This window comes from Vibrio hangzhouensis, assembly GCF_900107935.1.
Classification (GTDB): domain Bacteria; phylum Pseudomonadota; class Gammaproteobacteria; order Enterobacterales; family Vibrionaceae; genus Vibrio; species Vibrio hangzhouensis.
This window is the reverse complement of record NZ_FNVG01000006.1, coordinates 106,908-123,791: the sequence shown is the minus strand read 5'-3', so window position 1 is coordinate 123,791 and position 16,884 is coordinate 106,908. Positions and strand designations below refer to the sequence as shown.

Below are 16,884 nucleotides of genomic sequence, written 5' to 3'. Positions count from 1 at the left end.
ATAATTTTGAATCTTGAAATTATAATTTTTTTTGCTGGTTTGTGTTCCTTTTGGAACAGTCCACTGGATAAAGGAGCGTTACAATCAGAATATGTGGCTAGGTGGTTGGGTTGACAATGAATTACGAGCAGGTGGAAGAACAAGTTAGAGCATTGGTTGAGAGACTTTCAGCACAAGAAAGGAAACGAATAATATCCACTCTGTCTAAGGGGCTAGAGAGTCAAAAGGTGTCGTATATTCTAACAGATGAAGAAACAAAAGCTCTACGAGAGGTGTACAGTTTCAGTGAATAAACTTGTTTTGATAGTTGATAATGATGAAGTATATGTGAGTGAACTAGCGAAGTTTTTTCACACACAAACTAATATGGCTGCCGTTCTCGTTGAGAGTACTTACGAAGCCGATGTTATTTTAGATTCTATTACACCATCACTATGTATCATTAATCTAGACACGGTTGAGGGGGAACGTATAGAACTCTTTGCTTCATATAGAAACAGCCTAAGAGGGGTGCCTATTTGTTTATTGTCAGTCGGACCTAAAAAAAAGCTTTACGATGCTGCATGCCATCTAGTTGAGAATGGGTTCTCGAACGTTAGTTTCTGTGTTTTACCTTTAACAGTTGCAGATTATCCTTATCTTTTGAATTGGATGAAAAGAGATGGTGACGGAAAACCCGCTTTAAGTGGTTCTATAATGGACTTAGATAACTATCGGTGTGACATGAATGACCTTGAAAAGAAACTTGATGTTGGTGGTGTCGTGTTTCATTAGTGCAGAACCTTATACACGTATTCTTGAAGGTATAGAGAAAGCTCAACGAAGCATTGAGCTTAGTATGATATCTACAGGTTAGCTAAGTACGTCAGTTGGCTTATGTATGTAAAGTTTTGTGAAAGAGGTTGATTTGACGAGAATAATATCTGCTATATTAAAGATTTAGCTGGTGCGCTATGAGGGCTTTATGGAGAGAAATGACTATATATTGATCCTTGAGGATGACAAGTTTCAACAGAACATTCTTCTCACACAGGCTAGGCTGTTAACTGATGGTGAAATTATCTGTGTTGAAAGTGGCTTTGAGGCACTAGACGTTTTGAAGCAAAAAGGTGAAATGCCAGAGTTCATTGTTTGTGACTTACAAATGCCTGAAATGAATGGTGTGGATTTCATCGCGAAGTTGTCTGAGTTGGATAATGAAGTACCCGTAGTCATTCTATCTGGTGTTGAAGGTAGTATCATTTCTTCTGTATTGGAGATGGCAAAACAGTTTGGGATGGTAAACGTTGCCACATTAAGTAAGCCAGCGACGCCAAAAAAATTTGAAGAGGTATTGAGTCGACTTAAAGATGCGGTTTGCTCAGCTCCTACTTCTATCTCATATGATGAAATGTCATTAGATTTCGAAAGAGCGTTCGCGGAAAATGAGCTGGTCGTCTATTTCCAGCCCCAGATATCGGTGGAATCGGGTAAAGTGATAGGGTTGGAAGCACTGACACGTTGGTCTCACCCACAATATGGACTTTTAACACCAAATCAATTTCTTTCTGAGCTTATAGAAAAAGATTATGGTTACGCGTTGTTTAAGAAAGTGCTGGATAGTGCAATAGAAGTTGGAAGTTTTTGTCATAAGCAAAAACAGTTTATATCTATTAGTGTGAATGTTGCCCCAAATGACTTGCTTGAAGACGATTTTTATGACCATTTGATAGCGGTGGTTTCCAAGCATAATTTCCCTCCTCATAAACTAATCTTAGAGCTAACAGAAAATGACATTTGTGATGAAGTGGCAAGTCTCTTAAGGATAATTAATAAAATCAGAATATTGGGAATTGAGCTATCGATTGATGATTTTGGTACAGGTCACTCCTCATTGTGGCAACTAGTTCATGGGCCATTTACTGAACTTAAAATCGATAAAAACTTCATTGACAATATGTTAGAGAGCAGCAAGCACATGGCAGCTGTCAATAGTACCATTGCGTTGGCATTAAGCCTTGAACTCAAAGTTGTGGCTGAGGGTGTTGAAACTGAAGGGCAGTATTTTAGGCTAAAGCAGCTCGGATGTGAAATAGTCCAGGGTTACTATTTTTCTAAGCCATTGTCACAGGCGGACTTAATGGAGTATATGGCGACAGTTGAAGGTGCATATTGATTTCAAGAGGTCATACTATGAATAACAAGGATTGTGAAATCAACTGGAATTGTAGTTTGCCAGACTCTCTTAAACATGCACTCATATCTACAGCGACTATAAGAGAAGGTACTTCTGGTCTAGAAATTACTAATAAGTTCAGTAAAATGCCCGGAGTGTTTTATATACTAAGTGGTTCTTTGGGGATATGTTTCTCGACATCAGATATGAAAAACATATCGGGAGCAGTCGTAGGTCGCGGAGATTGGATTGGTCCATTAAGTATTTATGGTGATTCCGAGTTGTATGCAATTGCTGAACAGATAGAGCCTGTCAGGTTGCTGTTTTTTCCTAAACAAACGATTTATAAGCTTACTAACCTTCACCCTGAAGTTTACCAATGGCTGTATTTTTGTGGTCAAAAATCTCAATCTTTATGGATGCAAGCATTGCTCTCGAGTATCCATAGCAGGGAACAAAAGGTAGTATACGCGATAGTTTCTCTTGTTACTTATAGTAAGTATTTTAAAGGCACAAAGCTGTGTATTAATATTTCTCAAAGTCAATTGGCAATGATAACGGGAATATCTAGACCTAGGCTTAATGAAGCACTTAAAATATTAGAGTTTAAGGGGTTTATCAGCATTCAAAGAGGGAAGATTTATATCGACCATCTACAAGAACTTTGCAAAATTATGGATGGTATGAACTTAATGTTCCATGATCCGAGGGCATTGATAGAACGTTAATAGAGAAGTTGACGTGTTCTAGGTTTTTTCTATAGATGCTAACTTATCATTGGTTGTTCATTGCTGATTACTCGCCATAGCGATGGAAAATTTTAGAAGACTTAATTGTTGTATATGTATCGGCTTGTTTGTTTGGTATAAGCGTCTATACTTGCAGTAGTCTGTTAGCTTAACTATATGATTATAATATAAATATGCCATTATTGTTCAATGCTCACTTACTAAGGTTCGCCACTTTAGAGTTTTATTGGTGTTAGGGTATGGGAAGTAACATCTTATGCTAGGAAAAATCAATAGATTATGTCCTTTTTTCGGGTTTTTGTCCGTTTTTCTCGCAAGTTCTCTGGCTTTTTCTGAGGAAGTTAGAAATAAAGAAAAGATTCATGCTGCTATAGAGATTTATGAACATATAGCGTTGCCAGAGCAAGAATCGCTGCATTCATTTCTGACGGACTATTGGCTAGATTGGGCGACGAAGCACAATTATGACTTACATATCTCCAAATTAACACGAAATGAAATCAACGAGGGATTCAAAGCAAATAGCCTAGACCTGCTGCTTTTCACGCCAAGTTCTGACTTATCTATTCGAGGAGCGCATGCTTCCGTTCCCTACATCAAGATGAAGGGCAGTTTGTTTTCCAAAAACAGTAGTCTAAGTCTACAATTGAGAAAAAAAAGTATTTTAGTGTCCCCATGGGGTGCAGAACCGGATTTTTACAACAATTATAATGAAAATTTAGTTAAAACGGACAATCCAGCATTAATTGTTCAGTATCTGAACCAAGCGGATTATCTTTACCTAGCGGACAGAACTAATATTGAAGCCGAACTGCTAAAGGAGTATGGATTTCGTGAAATTCATGACGAAGACGTATTCACGAGCTTTAGTGTCTCAGTAAATGATGAAGATAAACTATTAGAGAAGGTTAATAAATGGATAGTTGAAAGTAACTATGCGTTGACTTTAAGTTATTGGAAGAACTCTTTCCAGGAAGGGAGTCCGCATTATACTCCGTTAGCGGGGACGTACGATAAGAGTTTATTCGAAAATCACTTGCCATTGTATAAATCGTCATTGGAATTAAAGTTTCCTTTTTATAAAGGTGATGAGCCGGATTACATATCTAGTGGCTTTTTAGTAGAGGGGGCACTAGTTGATCTCGCAAAGAAAATTGGTAATCAAAGTGGAGTGCAATTTAAACCTATCTATTATGAAAACTTTGACAAGGCATTGCTAGCCCTTGAATCGGATGAGGTGGATCTAGTTTTAGGTTTATTTCAAATTCCATCGAGAAGAAAATTTTTATTCAGTGAGAGAATAGGTTCGGTGACGGCGTCTATCGCAAGTTTAGATGGAACGGATAGTTTAATTGGCTTGAAAGGGAAAGCATTGGCTCAGGTGGCAGGTTTCGCGGAGAATGAGATACTGCAAAATGAAATTAGTTACGACAAAGTCTACGTAGAATCGATAACTGAAGCGATGGAATTAGTATCTGAAGGCAAGGTTGATGCTTACGTCGGTAACCTCTATCATATTTCTTTTCAAAAGGAACTACAGCAGGCTGACAATGTGTTAGTGCTTAGACCACTCGATTTTGAATTTGATCTTCCTTTGAAAATTGCATTGAGAAATTACCGAAAAGACTATTTAGGTTTAATAAATCAAGCTCTGAGTGGGTTAGGAGGAAACTTCTATGCTCAATCTAAGGAAAGGTGGTATAGCCAAGACAAAGTGGCCGTGTCTGATAGTGAGTCATATGATTACCAGTTATTGGTAGTCATTTTTGCGATGTTTACTGCATTTATATTTGTAGTAATGTTGTTTATCCGACAAAGGCGACTTTCAATGGATTATCAAACTGCATTGAGAGTGCTAGAGGATAAACAGCAAGTTATCGCTGAAGTATCTCAAGCGAAATCTGACTTCTTAGCAAGGATGAGTCATGAGATTCGGACACCAATGAACGGTATTTTAGGCATGGTTGAGGCTTTAAACACCACCACACTCTCCGCAGATCAAAGGAAGTTAGTCCGAGCGTTGGATGATTCCTCTAACAACCTTCTTTCCTTGTTAAATGATGTATTGGATTTCTCTAAGTTCCAGGCAGGGAAAATATCGCTTGCCAAAAGCAGTGTATACTTACCCGACTTACTTCGTTCAGCTGAGGGTAATTTTAAAAGCAGAGCTCGGTTGAAGAAACTTAATCTTTGTGTGTCATACTCTAACTCTATTAATAATTGGTATGAGCTTGATGCTCACAGGCTGCTGCAAGTACTGAATAACCTTTTGTCAAATGCGATTAAATTTACCGAAAAGGGTGACGTTTCACTACGAGTTGAAAGCTTTAGCAACGCGCTAGACGATGTAGAACTGGTGTTCTTAATCAGAGATACAGGTAAAGGGATTGAGAATGCTAGCCTTGAAAACGTGTTTTCACCTTTTCATCAAGAACAGTCGGATAATTATAGTCACTTAGGAACTGGGCTTGGGCTGAGTATATGTAAGGATATCGTCGATGCGATGCACGGAGCAATTGACATTTCTTCGATTTATGGTTGGGGAACACAAGTCAAAATAACCATACCAACAAAAAGAGTTTCTCAACCAGGGGGTGATAGTCTATCTGGCAATGAGAAAGACAGTTCGTTAATTAGGGCCTTAAGAGTACTTTGCGTAGATGACAATGAGGTGAATTTGCTCGTTGTAGCAAATCAGATGCAACAACTCGGTGTATCATTTGAAACCGTTAGCAACGGTGTTGAAGCACTTAACGCGCTTGAAAATCGTTCTTTCGATATTGTCCTATCTGATTGCCACATGCCAGAAATGGACGGCTATGAGCTTGCCCGGGAGATTAGAAAGCGAGACAGGTTCGAATACTTGATCGCCATTACTGCAGACGCAAACAGTGAGGTTAAAGATAGGTGTAAGGAAGCAGGATTTGATGACTGCATTATTAAGCCAACAAGCGCTTTATCCTTGAGGGAAAAGTTTTCAGTTGTTTTAAGAACGCGTGGCATTGATGCTAAGGCACTTGACATTGTATCGACTCATAGTGCTAGTGAGATCTCAAGAAACTCGATATCTTCAGATCACTCCTTGAACTTGGAACACCTAAAAGAAATAGCAGGTCACGAGCACCAGGTGATGGTCAATATATTGAAAAACTATTTGCTAGGAGATGATATTGACACACTTCGTAATGTATATAAGGTCCGAGACTCTTCAGCTGTAAAACGCGTACTGCATAAGATAAAGGGTTCATTACTTTACCTTGGTGAAACAAAGACTGCGGATATGGCTAGTGATATAGAGAATAAAATTAATACGCTGAATCAGGAACAGGTAACCGCTGAAATAGACAGGTTGATCGAGGCTTTGACTAATGTTAGGGTTGCTATTAATAAATATTTGGATTCACTTAATGAAAATTCTTAAGTATAGAATTGAAAAGCGGCTGTTGTTGGCTATGTTATTAATCTTGATAGCTGTTCTACTAGTGTTTTCCTTATTATCAATTAATGTACTGCGCGACACCTCTTATCGCGTGGAAAAACAACAAATTGAAAAATTGGCTAAGAATGCAATGAGGGTCTTGCTTCTCGATCTGAAATCTTTAGAGGTTGTTAGTAAGGACTACTCCAGCTGGGGTCAATTATATGATGTTGTCAATAGTGATGATAAGCTTAAAATAGATCTATTTTATGAATCGGAGATATCACATCTAAATAGCGATAGTAACTCTGCTTTTATTGTTAATAATGGTGATTCTATAGTTAAGTCCTCCGATGACGATAGAGAGTTTATACTTCGACTGATTTACAATAAATTTAGTCAATCTTCTGAAAAGTATTTTGTTGTAACACGGCAAAAAGAGGTTTTTTGGGTGGTTTCTAGGCCGATATTAATGGATGGGCGATCGAGTATAGAGCACTATTTTGTTTTGATTAGGCGTCTCAATAGAGAATTGATCGAAAATCTAAGGAGGGTCTTTGATGATAAAGTAGATATCATCTATAAGCATGATGGAGTCTCAGATTATGATAATTTTTTTGACGTAGATATTCGGCTTGTAAGTTATAGCTGGAATGATTCATTTTCTGACGGTCTATTTGAGGTCCTAACTGAGAGTGAAAAAGTTCAGTTAGATGTTTTTGTTAGAAAGTTCCACTCAGTTGATTATCTTCATGGAATAAAAGTATTTATATATTTGGTAATAGCTACAATACTCTTAATTATGACAGGGCTTCTTATCTTATTGAGAAGGTTTGTAACTATTCCACTCGCTGAAATTAATCAGTGGCTCAAAGAAAGCACAGAAGGCAAAGGACTTATCTCCAAGTTTGATTACGCTGGGAATGATGAAATTGGGGATATGTCAGATAATATTTACAATATGCATCGGAATTTGCAGTTGGTTTCTAAGGAATCTAACAAGATCGTCAACTCCATGGGGGACTATGTGTTTAAAGTTGATGAAGAAGGGAAGGTTTTATATTGTTCTGAATCTTGTGAAATGCTTATTGGTATAAAAAAATCGGATATTATTAATAATCCAGTCGATATTCTAATCCAATTGAAGGAGTATCCGAGCTTGCTACCAATTCTAGCTCAAGTTTTAGATGGAAATACCTTATTTGATTCTCATCAGTACTTAAGAGTATATCGAAAGGACGCACCGTACCTTCAGGTCAGGCTTGTTATATCCAGATTGGAAAAGGATATGTTGATTGTAATAAGAAACATAAAGAGCAGCTAACTTGACTGGCTCCCCTCTAGCATTAATAACCAGCCCAGATAAAGCCTGACGAGTACCCATTAGAAAGATGGGGACGGCGATTGCTGGGCTGAAAATGAAAACCTCGGTAAAGGCAATCTAGTTAGTCAACAACAACTGCAGTACCACTCGCCGACACCATCAACATCCCATTGCCCGTCCCCAGTATTTCATAATCTAAGTCAACGCCAACAACTGCGTTAGCGCCAACATCCGCAGCTTTTTGCTCAAGCTCACGGAGTGCTATTTCGCGAGCATGTTGCAATTCTCGCTCGTAGGTGCCGGATCGACCACCCACAATGTCACGTAGCCCGGCAAACATATCTTTGAAGACATTTGCTCCGAGAATAGCTTCGCCAGCGATGACGCCTTTGTAAGCAACAATTCTTTTACCTTCAACGGATTGAGTGGTGGTTACAATCATCGATGCATTCCTCTTGAGTTTAATTGGATATAACGAAGTGATGTAAATAGCTGCTATAACAGTGCAGTAAATGATGAGATTGGTCAAATTGCCGTTTCGAAGTTTGTGTAACCGATGGCAATAAAAAGGAGAGCAATGCTCTCCTGATTAAACGACTATTTTTTGATTGGTGTATAACCATACTCCTGAATCAGTGCCTGGCCTTGTTTAGATAGCACAAAATCGATGAATTTGTCGGCATCGTCATCAATATCATCTTTTTTGTGTAAGAGCAGGAAAGGGCGCGCCAACTTGTACTTTCCATCTGCAATGTTTTTGGTATTTGGCTCGACACCTTCAAATTGAATCGCTTTAACTGAGCGATCAACCGAGCCTTCAGAAATAAAGCCTACAGCGTGCGGGTTGTGGTTAACGATGGTTTTTACCATGCTGTTGCTGTTTACCACTAAGTTAGTTGGGTTGATATCCGATACCAGACGGTCGTTAATAACACGAGTCAGGCCAAGTAGCGTTTCAAAACTGTAACGAGTGCCGGAAGAGGCTTCACGAGTCACTACTGCGATTTCCTGATCGGGGCCACCCACCTGTTTCCAGTTCGTGATATTCCCTTTATAGATATCGAAGAGTTGCTCACGTGTCAGGTTTTGGATGGGATTAGCGAGATTAACAACGATAGCGAGACCATCGTAGGCAATTGGAAACACATCCATTGCTTCGTTGCTTTCTTCTTCAGTAAGGTAACGACTGCTCATGCCAATGTCAGCAACACCTTTCTTTACTAGTGTGATACCTGCAGTGGAGCCCACACCCTGAACCGCTATAAAGGTATTTTTGTGAGAAGCGTTGTAGTGTTCAGCAAGTACATCCATGATACGAGCAACGGACGTTGAACCTGAGATATTGACCTCTTCCGCCTGAGCAGCAATAAAGGGAGACAGAGAAAGTAGAGCGGCTAAAGCGACGCGAAGCATAGGTAAACTCCATAATAGGTAACAATTCGCCACATGATATTTCGTTAGTATGACACTTTTGTGAAGTGCTGTTACAGAGTTGAGGAAATAGGACGCAAAATTCATTTTTGTACCCTATAGATGGCTAACAAAAAGTAGAAAAAGCGGTTATATTAAACACATACAAGGTTGTTGGGTGGGGTGTATGACACTGATCGAAATGTCACAATGTCGCCTGGAAAGGTGTGCGGAGATTGTTTGCAGTAACCGCAATAAAAGCATGCCCGTAGAGCTTGGGAAGTCTTTGTTCGAAATGCTTGACCACGGTGTTTTGTTCTCCAAAGCTCACTACTTACTTGACTCAAGTACTTCCAGTTACATTAGTGCGGTTGCACGTGTAGAGCTGGATTCAAATACTCGAGAATGGTTGTTGTTTGTGCCTGATGAGGAAGACGGTAACAACTGGATGCCGTACCCATTTCTGGGGAAAAGTTCCGATTTGACAGCGATAATGCGGGAGATCGAGAAAGACCCCAAGGCCTATTTTTGGTAAAGAATAAAAAACGGGAGCAGAGGCTCCCGTTCTTCATGTTAAGACTGTTTTATTAAGCCTGTTCAGCAATTTCCGTAGCCTCTTTCGGCGCATCTGCAAACACTTCAACGGGTTTTGCTATCAAACTACGTGTTTCCTGATTCACTTCGTGAAGAACCACTTTAAGGGTGTCTCCTAAGCGATAAACGACCTCTTTGTCGATTGACACTGTACCGTTTTCGTTATTGCCTTCGATACGTTCCTTGTTGTCAACGATCAGCGGGTTAGGGATAAACACCGTCGCACCGTTCTCAATCAGACGAGCACGCATGCCAGCACGGTTAATATCAAAGATCTCGGCGGTATATTCTGTTTTCGCTTTTGGCTCATCTGCCAGAGTACGCGCATATAGCCAATCGCCCACGGTACGCTCTGCAATCTTATGGTGCTTGCGATGAATAGCTAACTCTTCTCCCAGTGCATCATCTGGTTGTTGAATGGGTTCGGCACCCAGGATGAAAGCTTTAAGAAGACGGTGGTTTACCATGTCTCCGTACTTACGAATCGGCGAAGTCCAGGTTGCGTAGACGTCAAGTCCCATAGCAAAGTGCGCATCAGGTTGATTACTGATTTCACTGTATGCCTGATACTTGCGAATTCGGTTGTCGAGGTAACTGGAATCCAGATTGCCCAACTCTCTGCGCAGAGAAGCAAAACCTTCTAATGTCGACAGGTTTTCATCGGTATAGTGGTTGTCTTCTTTACCTTGATTAACCAGTTCGACTACGTCTTTGAGTTTGTCGGCTTTAAAGCCTGAATGTGTGTTAAACACACCAAAACCAAATGCTCGGCTTAGAACGCGACCAGCACAAATGTTAGCGGTAATCATAGATTCTTCAACCAGACGGTTTGCAGTGCGACGCATGTCTGCGTGAATGGCTACTACATCATTATCTTCGCTTAATTCAAAACGATAATCTGGACGGTCAGGGAAGACGACTGCATGGGTTTCTCGCCACGTAGCACGAGTGTTAGCAAAGTCTTGAAGATCACGAACAACTTGTGCAATTCCATCGCTTGGTTGCCATTTCTCGCATGTGTCTGTTTCGAGCCAGTCTGACACGTGGTCGTAAGCCAGACGAGCGTGAGACTTCATGTTTGCTGCGAAGAACTTAATATCATCCTGAATGACACCGTCGGCAGTTACGGTTACCTGACAACAAATCGCAGGGCGCACTTCATTTTCGATGAGTGAACAAAGCTCATCCGCCAAGTCGCGAGGTAACATAGGAATATTTCGGCCAGGAAGGTAGATGGTAAAGCCTCGTTCACGCGCGACTTTGTCCATGTTATCTTCTGGTGTGATGTAAGCCGTTGGATCGGCAATCGCAATGGTCAGTTCAAAATCGCCATTGGCGGTTTTTTTGGCGAACAGTGCGTCATCCATATCTTTGGTCGATTCACCGTCAATGGTGACGAAAGGCATATCGGTTAAGTCAACGCGTTCTAGTGCTGCGTCGTCTTTGATTTCCCATGAATCCAGCCCGGCAGGTTCTGTATTAGGCAGATCATTTTGTGCCAGCGTTACCCACCAAGGCGCAATTTTATCGTCTGCATCGGTAATTTTTTCCGTGATTTCAACGAAAAATCCGTTATCACCCTTTAGAGGGTGACGAATAACTTGCGCAACAACCCAATCGCCTTCTTTCAGATCATCGGATTTAATGCCTTTCTTCGTTTTCGCTTTTAACGTTAACTTTTTCAGCTGCGGGTGATCTGGAGTGACGTTGAGTTTGCCTTTAAACAACTTTACACGACCGATAAAGCGGGTCACTGCTTGTTCGATAAGTTCTTGAGGTTCCGCTACTTCGCGCTCTTTTTCTGTGCGAATAATCGCAACAACTTTGTCACCGTGCATACACTTTTTCATGTACGGAGGTGGGATAAAGAAACTGGTCTTAGCGTCAACTTCTAGGAAGCCAAATCCTTTTTCAGTGGCTTTGATGGTGCCTTCTTTTTTAGGAAGGTTTTCCTGGATTTGTTGTTTCAGTTGAGCGAGTAACGGATTGTCTTGGAACATGTATCTACTTCTTAACAATGAGAGTGCCGACACTATACCCAAATGGCACAAGGATGCCTAGCCGAATTTAAGCACTCGAAAATAGCCGGGGTAAGCGGGTAAAGCGTGATTTTGTTGGAGGTTTATACAGAAATTTCTCATTGAGAAGAAAATTGTGATGTATTTCAATTTTTTCTGGCTTTTTTTGTGCATTTAGGGAATAATCCGCCTCCTTGTTTACGTCCCTAGCGGCTTGATGCGATTTGTTACTTTTCCGCATCTGAATGGAATCAGCTCTTAATCGATTGTTTTAAAGAGACAATCTGGATCAGTTTGGAATTGGTAGAGCTCGTGGGACCTAGTTATTAATCTATGAATGGGATCCCAATGACAGATTCTACAATTCAGTTCAGTGATCTATCGCTGAACGATTCAATCCTTTCTGCTCTTGACGGAATGGGTTTCGTATCTCCAACTCCTATCCAGGCTGCGGCAATTCCGCACCTACTTGAAGGTAAAGATGCGCTAGGTAAAGCTCAGACTGGTACTGGTAAAACAGCTGCTTTCTCTCTTCCTCTACTAAACAAACTAGACCTAAGCCAACGTAAACCACAAGCTGTGGTTCTTGCACCGACTCGTGAACTTGCGATTCAGGTTGCCGCTGAGATGAAAAACCTTGGCCAAAACATAGCTGGTCTAAAAGTTTTAGAAATCTACGGTGGTGCATCCATCGTTGATCAAATGCGTGCTCTTAAATCTGGCGCTCATATCGTTGTTGGTACTCCTGGTCGTGTTCAAGATCTTATCAACCGCGATCGTCTGCACCTGGACGAAGTACACACATTTGTACTGGACGAAGCAGATGAAATGCTAAACATGGGCTTTGTTGATGACGTAACAGAGATCATGGAGCACGCTCCAGAAACTGCACAGCGCGTACTATTCTCTGCAACTATGCCACCAATGCTTAAGAAGATCGTTGATCGTTTCTTGCGCGAGCCAGAGTACATCGACGTTGCTGGTAAAAACCACACAGTAGACAAAGTAGAACAGCAGTTCTGGGTTGTTAAAGGCGTTGAGAAAGACGAAGCAATGTCTCGTCTTCTGGAAACAGAAGAAACTGACGCGTCAATCGTGTTTGTACGTACTCGTCAAGACACTGAGCGTCTTGCAGACTGGCTATCAGCACGCGGCTTCAAAGCAGCAGCGCTACACGGTGACATTCCTCAGTCTCTGCGTGAGCGTACCGTTGATCATATCAAACAAGGTGTTATCGACATTCTAGTTGCAACTGACGTTGTTGCGCGTGGCCTAGACGTTCCACGTATTACCCACGTATTCAACTACGACATCCCATTCGATGTTGAGTCTTACATCCACCGTATCGGCCGTACTGGTCGTGCTGGACGTAAAGGTAAAGCGATCCTTCTTGTTCGCACCAACCAAATTCGTATGCTTCGCACTATCGAGCGCGTAACTAAGTCTTCAATGGAAGAAATCCAACTTCCTCTACGCGACAAAGTTGCAGAGGCTCGTCTGGTTAAACTTGCTGAAGAGCTTGGTCAAGAAACTGAGCACAAGTCACTGGATAAGTTTGCTGAACTGGTAGACAAGCTACAAGAAAGCTTAGAAATTGACGCGGCAACATTAGCGGCAATTCTTCTTAAGCGTCAACAGGGTAAACGTCCACTGTTCTATATTGGTGAAGACCCAATGATCGCTGCAATTGAACGTGATAAGCAGCGTCGTAAAGAGCGTCGTGACAATCGCGATCGCGACGGTGGTCGTGATGGTGGTCGTAACTTTAATACCCAAGACTGGGATACGTACCAACTGCAAGTGGGTCGCGAGCAGGGCGTTCAGGTTAAAGACATTGTTGGCGCACTAGCGAACGAACTAGGCCTAACTAAAGGTTCTATCGGTGCTATCAAGCTAGACCGTGAGTCAACTTACGTTCAGCTTCCAAAAGCAATGACGTCTGACGTTGCTGGCAAGCTTCGTAAACTACGTATTCGCCAAAAAGAAGCGGGTGCGGTAGTGGTCGACTTTACTGATTTTCGTGAGCCTCGTGGTCGCCGTGAAGGTGGTCGTCGTGACGGTAACCGTGATGGCAACCGTGGTGGTTACCGTGGTAACCGTGAAGGCGGTGGCTATCGTGGTAACCGCGATGGTAACCGTGAAGGTGGCCGTGGCCGTGATGGCGAGCGTCGCTTTGACCGTAACCGTGGTGGCGATCACCGTGGTAGCCACCGTGGCGAGCGCTCATTCTCACGCAACCGTCGTGACGAAGCTTAAAATTAGTTGAGCACTCAAAAATAGTTGAAAGCCGAGCATTAGCTCGGCTTTTTTGTGTCTTTAATAAGCGACTTGCATGAAAGACCCTATAATTAGGGCATGCAATCGATTAAATTCAACATATGAATTAAATGCTACCTTGATCATTATCAATAAAAATCATTTTGATACAGTAATGTGCATAAAAGAAAGTTGAAAGATTCAAAAAATATTGAATAATACAAACAAATATTAGGAAGTCGTCTTCCATCAATGCTCAAAACAGGATATTTCCCCCATGTCTAATTCGTTTGTTCTCGTGATTAACTCTGGTAGCTCGTCACTCAAGTTCGCCGTTATTGATTCACTAAATGGTGAAGCAGTGCTTTCAGGTCTTGGTGAGTGCTTTGGTCTTCCTGAGTCTCGTATGAGCTGGAAATTTAACGGTGAGAAAACTGAAATTGCGATTGAGGGCGATGACAGCCACCATAAAATCGCTATCAGCAAGCTTGTAGGACTTACCGATGAGCTCGGTTTACAAGAGAACATTGTCGCTGTTGGTCACCGTATTGTTCACGGTGGTGAGAAATTCACTAAGACTGTGCGCATCAACGAAGAAGTGACAGCGGAAATTGAGAAGCTTGCGGATCTTGCTCCACTACATAACCCGGCAGGCGCTATCGGTATCCGAGCGGCGATGGAAGCGTTTCCGTCTCTTCCACAATTTGCAGTATTTGATACGGCTTTCCACCAAACGATGCCTGAGCGTGCGTACACGGGTGCTATCGCTAATGAACTATATACAGACTACGGCATCCGTCGTTACGGCTTCCACGGTACTAGCCATTACTTCGTAAGCCGCGAAGCAGCGAAGATGATCAACAAGCCAATTGAAGAGTCGAGCTTTATTTCTGTACACCTTGGCAACGGTGCGTCTGTATGTGCCATTAACAATGGTGAGTCAATTGATACCTCTATGGGCTTCACACCGCTGTCTGGCTTAATGATGGGGACACGTTGTGGTGACTTAGATCCAGGTATCATCGAGTACCTTCTGAAGAAGGGCTGGTCACAGGACAAAGTGTTCAATGCGCTTAACAAAGAGTCTGGCTTCCTGGGTGTGTCTGGTCTCACCAGCGACGCACGTGGCATTCTAGAAGCAATGGAAGAGGGTCATGAAGGCGCTAAGCTGGCGTTCCAAGTGTTTACTTACCGTGTATCAAAGTACATCGCCTCTTATCTGGCTGCGTTAGATTCATTTGATGGCATCATCTTCACTGGTGGCATCGGCGAGAACTCTATGCCAATCCGCAGTGAGATTCTGAAAAACCTTAAGCTTCTTGGTTTTAAAGAAGACGTGAAGGGTAACGAAGATGCTCGTTTCGGGAATGCTGGTGTCATCGGTCAATCTGAAATGCTGGGTGCCGTAGCGATGGTGATTCCAACCAACGAAGAATTCGTGATTGCACAGCAGTCGGTAGAATTGCTGTAATATATAACAAAAACAGATGGTTAAAAGCGAGCTTCGAGCTCGCTTTTTTGATCTTATATGTTGGATATACCATTGCTAAGCAGCGCGTGACAGCACACTCGTTACTGCTCTGTTGACTTCTACGATTAATCTTGTGCCCTTAGGTCAGCAAGGTTCGTGTTGACTTGTTTATGCCCCTTTTCTCGTTTCTGAACCAAAAAAATGACCCTGTCATTCCCTTGAAAATGGGAATCTCATTCAGCGTGCTGTGAACGCAATATACGCGACTTAGTCATTATTTTTCAATTAGCTACGTGCTTTAGGAGATCCTCACTTGTGTGAGGATGACGGCTATATGGCGAAAAAGGGAATCTCATACAGCGTGCTGTGAACGCAATATACGCGACTTAGTCATTATTTTTCAATTAGCTATGCGCTTTAGGAGATCCTCACTTGCGTGAGGATGACGGCTATATGGCGAAGCAGAACCTATAGCAACAACAGATTAAGGCATTTGTTGAACCACGTTTCGCGCAGCCCTTAAACCCATCTGATATCCAGCTTCAAGCTTGTCTTTATTTGTTGTTAACCTTCCTACAGAAAAGCTATCTTCTGGAGTAATGACGCGAATAGTGCAGTCTGGTGGGGGATTGTTGATAAACGCCATGGTTTGGTTGTATTGCTCCGCTCGGTTGATCATTGCTTCAGCCAGTTGAGGGGTGTTTTTCATAAACCGACGCAATAGCCAGGGTGCTTTAGGTGGGCGTTTGATATAACCTTGTTTTTGAGACAGAATCACGGTGATAACCCTAGCACCTCTATTGTATGCCTCAATCACAGGAATCGAATCAGCGACGCCGCCGTCAATCATCTTTCGGCCCTTGATAGTTAAAGGTGTTCGGTAGGCCATAGGCACCGAGCAAGATGCCTTTAGAATCATCTCTAAATTATTTTCTGCTCCTAATGTGTAGACAGGGTAACCTGTGTTCACATCGGTCGTGACAATATGGAAAGGGATAGACTGCTTGTTAAATGCCTGCATATCGTAAGGATAATGTATCGCGATATGATCCCATAGCCAGTCGAGATCTAACCAATGCCCACCTCCGGCAAACTTACGGAAGTTAATAAACTCAGGACGACAAGAGTAGTCGGCAATGATGGTATAGGTTCGACCACGTTGTTCCGAGAGCCAAGAGGCGATATTGGTCGCGCCAGCAGAGACACCGATGCAAAAGTCAAAAGGGTTATAGCTGTGGTCAATAAAGCCGTCTAAAACCCCAGCTGCAAATATACCCCGCATAGCTCCACCTTCGACAACTAAGGCATGTTTTGTTTCTTGTGTCATTTGAAATTGGTTCCCTTAAAGTTCTACGGGTGTATCCCTTTAACCCACTTACGCTGGAGTTTGCTACGCTAAACTAACACCAGTTTAGTGGTCTGATGTCTACGTGTCGTAATGTAACGTACCAAATTCGGTAGAGATTCTCTATGAAATAACGTTATTTCT

The 16,884-nt window shown here is 42.0% G+C and carries 12 protein-coding genes; 8 read left to right on the top strand and 4 right to left on the bottom strand.

Going from position 1 to position 16,884, the window contains the following annotated elements; genetic code table 11:
- The first annotated feature begins 285 nt into the window (after positions 1 to 285).
- The 5 genes from C4S60_RS08270 (at position 286) to C4S60_RS08250 (ending at position 7,646) form a co-directional block, all read left to right on the top strand.
- Positions 286 to 774 (top strand): hypothetical protein, encoded by a 489-nt coding sequence (locus C4S60_RS08270; protein ID WP_146060853.1) that lies wholly within the window; start codon positions 286 to 288, stop codon positions 772 to 774.
- A gap of 190 nt (positions 775 to 964) precedes the next feature.
- Complete coding sequence (locus C4S60_RS08265; RefSeq protein ID WP_103879869.1) at positions 965 to 2,155, top strand: EAL domain-containing response regulator; 1,191 nt, start codon at positions 965 to 967, stop codon at positions 2,153 to 2,155.
- A gap of 17 nt (positions 2,156 to 2,172) precedes the next feature.
- Entirely contained in the window at positions 2,173 to 2,883 is a 711-nt protein-coding gene (locus C4S60_RS08260) for a Crp/Fnr family transcriptional regulator (protein WP_103879868.1), read from the top strand.
- 277 nt (positions 2,884 to 3,160) lie between these two features.
- A complete protein-coding gene (locus tag C4S60_RS08255) occupies positions 3,161 to 6,325 on the top strand; it encodes an ATP-binding protein (RefSeq protein ID WP_103879867.1) in 3,165 nt (1,054 codons plus the stop codon).
- Complete coding sequence (locus tag C4S60_RS08250; protein ID WP_160111348.1) at positions 6,312 to 7,646, top strand: CHASE4 domain-containing protein; 1,335 nt, start codon at positions 6,312 to 6,314, stop codon at positions 7,644 to 7,646. The genes C4S60_RS08255 and C4S60_RS08250 overlap by 14 nt, the downstream gene beginning before the upstream one ends.
- A 121-nt stretch (positions 7,647 to 7,767) precedes the next feature.
- Here C4S60_RS08250 and C4S60_RS08245 read toward each other — a convergent pair whose 3' ends face one another.
- Positions 7,768 to 8,088 carry a heavy metal-binding domain-containing protein gene (locus C4S60_RS08245; RefSeq protein WP_103879865.1) on the bottom strand — a complete coding sequence of 107 codons (321 nt, stop codon included), beginning with the start codon at positions 8,086 to 8,088 and terminating at the stop codon, positions 7,768 to 7,770.
- 155 nt (positions 8,089 to 8,243) lie between these two features.
- Positions 8,244 to 9,059 (bottom strand): phosphate ABC transporter substrate-binding protein, encoded by an 816-nt coding sequence (locus tag C4S60_RS08240; protein WP_103879864.1) that lies wholly within the window; start codon positions 9,057 to 9,059, stop codon positions 8,244 to 8,246.
- Between the two features lie 184 nt (positions 9,060 to 9,243).
- On the opposite strand from C4S60_RS08240, the gene C4S60_RS08235 reads away from it, so the two are divergent.
- Positions 9,244 to 9,591 (top strand): DUF3024 domain-containing protein, encoded by a 348-nt coding sequence (locus C4S60_RS08235; RefSeq protein ID WP_103879863.1) that lies wholly within the window; start codon positions 9,244 to 9,246, stop codon positions 9,589 to 9,591.
- A gap of 52 nt (positions 9,592 to 9,643) precedes the next feature.
- Here C4S60_RS08235 and rnb read toward each other — a convergent pair whose 3' ends face one another.
- Positions 9,644 to 11,650 (bottom strand): exoribonuclease II, encoded by a 2,007-nt coding sequence (gene rnb / locus C4S60_RS08230; protein WP_103879862.1) that lies wholly within the window; start codon positions 11,648 to 11,650, stop codon positions 9,644 to 9,646.
- Between the two features lie 366 nt (positions 11,651 to 12,016).
- Here rnb and C4S60_RS08220 point away from each other — a divergent pair, with 366 nt between their 5' ends.
- The gene (locus tag C4S60_RS08220; protein ID WP_103879975.1) at positions 12,017 to 13,924 is read left to right on the top strand and encodes a DEAD/DEAH box helicase; all 1,908 of its coding nucleotides are present in this window, start codon (positions 12,017 to 12,019) and stop codon (positions 13,922 to 13,924) included.
- Positions 13,925 to 14,201: 277 nt separating this feature from the next.
- Positions 14,202 to 15,395, top strand: coding sequence for an acetate/propionate family kinase (locus tag C4S60_RS08215; RefSeq protein WP_103879860.1), 1,194 nt, complete (start codon positions 14,202 to 14,204; stop codon positions 15,393 to 15,395).
- 484 nt (positions 15,396 to 15,879) lie between these two features.
- Here C4S60_RS08215 and C4S60_RS08210 read toward each other — a convergent pair whose 3' ends face one another.
- A complete protein-coding gene (locus C4S60_RS08210; protein WP_103879859.1) occupies positions 15,880 to 16,722 on the bottom strand; it encodes a patatin-like phospholipase family protein in 843 nt (280 codons plus the stop codon).
- Positions 16,723 to 16,884 lie beyond the last annotated feature (162 nt).